Origin of the sequence: Micromonospora sp. NPDC049799 (genome assembly GCF_040656655.1) — a bacterium.
In the GTDB taxonomy this organism is placed as follows: Bacteria; Actinomycetota; Actinomycetes; order Mycobacteriales; family Micromonosporaceae; genus Micromonospora.
The window spans coordinates 1-2,257 of the sequence record NZ_JBFAMU010000671.1 but is presented as its reverse complement, the minus strand read 5'-3'; the positions used below and the strand labels follow the sequence as shown (position 1 = coordinate 2,257).

Genomic DNA, 2,257 nt, shown 5'->3' with positions numbered 1-2,257 from the left:
ACCATCGACTACGTGGTCGCCGACGACCTGCCCACCCTGGTCTGGTTGGCCAACCTCGCCGCGCTGGAGCTGCACACGCCGCAGTGGAAGGTGGGACTGGCGGCGATCAGCGCCGCGAGGGCCACCCCCGGGGCGCGTACCGCCTCCGACCAGGCCGTCAGGTCGAGCCGCCCCAGCCGGTCCACCGGCACCGACGTCGCCGTACCGCCCTCGGCGACGTGCTTCTCCCCGGCGTGCAGCACCGCGGAGTGCTCGATCGCCGAGTGCACCAGGGTGCGGCCGACCCGGCGGCGTCCGGCGAGGCCGCCGAGCACCGCGGAGTGCGCCGCCGCCGTACCGCTGGGGGTGAAGGACAGCTCGTCGGCGCGGACGCCGAGCGTGACCGCGGTGGCCTCGCGGGCGGCGTCGAGGAGCTGGCGGGCGCGGCGGGCCTGGCCGTACAGCCGGGCGGGGTCGGCCCAGCCGTCGTCGAGCGCGGCCAGCAGCGCCTGACGGGCGACCGGATGCAGGGGCACGGCGGTGGCCGCGTCCAGGTAGACCGGGGATGCGCTCACGGAAGCCAACGTATCGCGCCGGTATGCCCAAGATCCCCCCGATGGGGGCGGACAGTGACCCCAACACGGTCAGGCCCGTCATGGTCGAGTAATCTGCGACCGTCGGTGACGCCTTTGCCGCGGTGCTGCCGCTCCGCACAGCGGGGACCGGCAGGACGAGGACAGACACCGCGGCGCGCTAGGGAGGCAGGACCAGGTGGTCGCAAGGAGTTCGGAGGTACGGCCGTCGGTCGTACGGCACAGCGCTTCCCCAGGCGCCGGTCGGCGACGGGGGCGGAGTGCCGGTCGGCTCGCCGGGCTCGGTCTCGGCGGGGCGGCGCTGCTGGTCCTGCTCACGGGCTGTGACGTCGGCGGGACGTTCGCCGGCTTCGGCTGGCCGCAGGGCGGCATCACGCCCGAGGCCCACCGCATGTACGACCTGTGGATCGCGTCGTGCATCGCCGCGCTCGCGGTCGGCGTCTTCGTGTGGGGCCTGATCTTCTGGTGCGTGGTGCGGTACCGCAAGCGGGGCAACGAGCTTCCCGTGCAGACCCGCTACAACATGCCGATGGAGTTCCTCTACACCATCGCGCCGATCCTGATCGTCTCCGTGCTCTTCTACTACACGGCGATCGTGCAGACCGACGTGGTGCGCACCACCAAGAACCCCGACGTGACGGTCGAGGTGGTCGCCTTCAAGTGGAACTGGCAGTTCAACTACCGCGACGGGCAGGGACCCGAGGCCCAGACGGTCGCCTCCGTGCTCGGCACCAGTGAGGTCATCCCGATCCTGGTCCTCCCCACCGACCGGTCGATCCGGTTCGAGGAGACCAGCCGCGACGTCATCCACTCGTTCTGGGTGCCGGAGATGCTGTTCAAGCGGGACGTCTTCCCGGGCAAGATCCGCAACGTGTTCGAGATCTCGGAGTTCGAGGAGGAGGGCGCGTTCGTCGGCCGCTGCGCCGAGCTGTGCGGCAGCTACCACGCCTTCATGAACTTCGAGCTGCGGGTCGTCTCGCCGGAGAAGTACGACCAGTTCCTCGCCGCCAAGCGGGAGGGCAAGTCCACGCAGGACGCGCTGACCGCCATCGGCGAGGAGCCGTACGCGCAGACCACCCGGCCGTTCGAGACCCGGCGCAACACCGCCAACTTCAACCCGGACAGCGCTTCCGGCGCGGGAAACTGAGGGAGCGGGCATGAAGACCGAGTGGCGTATCTTCCTGGTCATCGCCGGGTTCCTGCTCTTCGCGACCTTCCTCTACGGCGGCTGGACCGCCGCGGACGCGAACGGCCAGGTCGAGTGGGTCGGCACCGTCGCCCTGCTGCTGAGCTTCCTGCTGTGCACCATGTGTGGTGGCTTCTTCTGGTTCGTCTCCCGCCGTATCGACCTGCGCCCGGAGGACCGTCCGGACGGTGAGATCGCCGACGGCGCGGGCGAGATCGGCTTCTTCAGCCCGGGCAGCTACTGGCCGTTCGGCCTGGCGCTGGCCGCCTCGATCGCCGGCCTCGGCCTGGTGTTCTGGCAGATGTGGCTGCTGGGCGTCGGCCTGGTCGCGGTCACCTTCGCCGTCTGCGGCCTGCTCTTCGAGTACTACACCGGCACCCGGCGCACCGCCGAGCACTGACCGGCCGGTCGCCCGACAGCACCGAGGCCCGTCTTCCCGTCCGGGGAGGCGGGCCTCGTCGTGCGGCTGGCGGGCTGCCGGGTACGCCTTCCAAGATCG

2 protein-coding genes and 2 pseudogenes are annotated in these 2,257 nt (G+C 70.9%); 3 read left to right on the top strand and 1 reads right to left on the bottom strand.

Annotation, left to right across the window (positions count from 1 at the left end; translation table 11 throughout):
- A pseudogene (locus AB0I76_RS28060) lies at positions 1-96 on the top strand (ATP-dependent DNA ligase); the annotation flags it as partial.
- A gap of 2 nt (positions 97-98) precedes the next feature.
- Here AB0I76_RS28060 and AB0I76_RS28055 read toward each other — a convergent pair.
- Positions 99-554, bottom strand: a pseudogene (locus tag AB0I76_RS28055) (aminotransferase class V-fold PLP-dependent enzyme); the annotation flags it as partial.
- Positions 555-750: 196 nt separating this feature from the next.
- Between AB0I76_RS28055 and coxB the strand changes: the two are divergent.
- Together coxB and AB0I76_RS28045 are read left to right on the top strand one after the other, a co-directional pair.
- Positions 751-1,719 carry a cytochrome c oxidase subunit II gene (gene coxB, locus AB0I76_RS28050; protein WP_357041586.1) on the top strand — a complete coding sequence of 323 codons (969 nt, stop codon included), beginning with the start codon at positions 751-753 and terminating at the stop codon, positions 1,717-1,719.
- A 10-nt stretch (positions 1,720-1,729) separates the two neighbouring features.
- The gene (locus tag AB0I76_RS28045) at positions 1,730-2,158 is read left to right on the top strand and encodes a cytochrome c oxidase subunit 4 (RefSeq protein WP_357041583.1); all 429 of its coding nucleotides are present in this window, start codon (positions 1,730-1,732) and stop codon (positions 2,156-2,158) included.
- The last annotated feature ends 99 nt before the right edge of the window (positions 2,159-2,257 follow it).

Excerpts from the sequence above, each read along its gene's own strand:
- AB0I76_RS28045 (WP_357041583.1), top strand. The coding sequence starts at position 1,730 with ATGAAGACCGAGTGGCGTATCTTCCTGGTCATCGCCGGGTTCCTGCTC.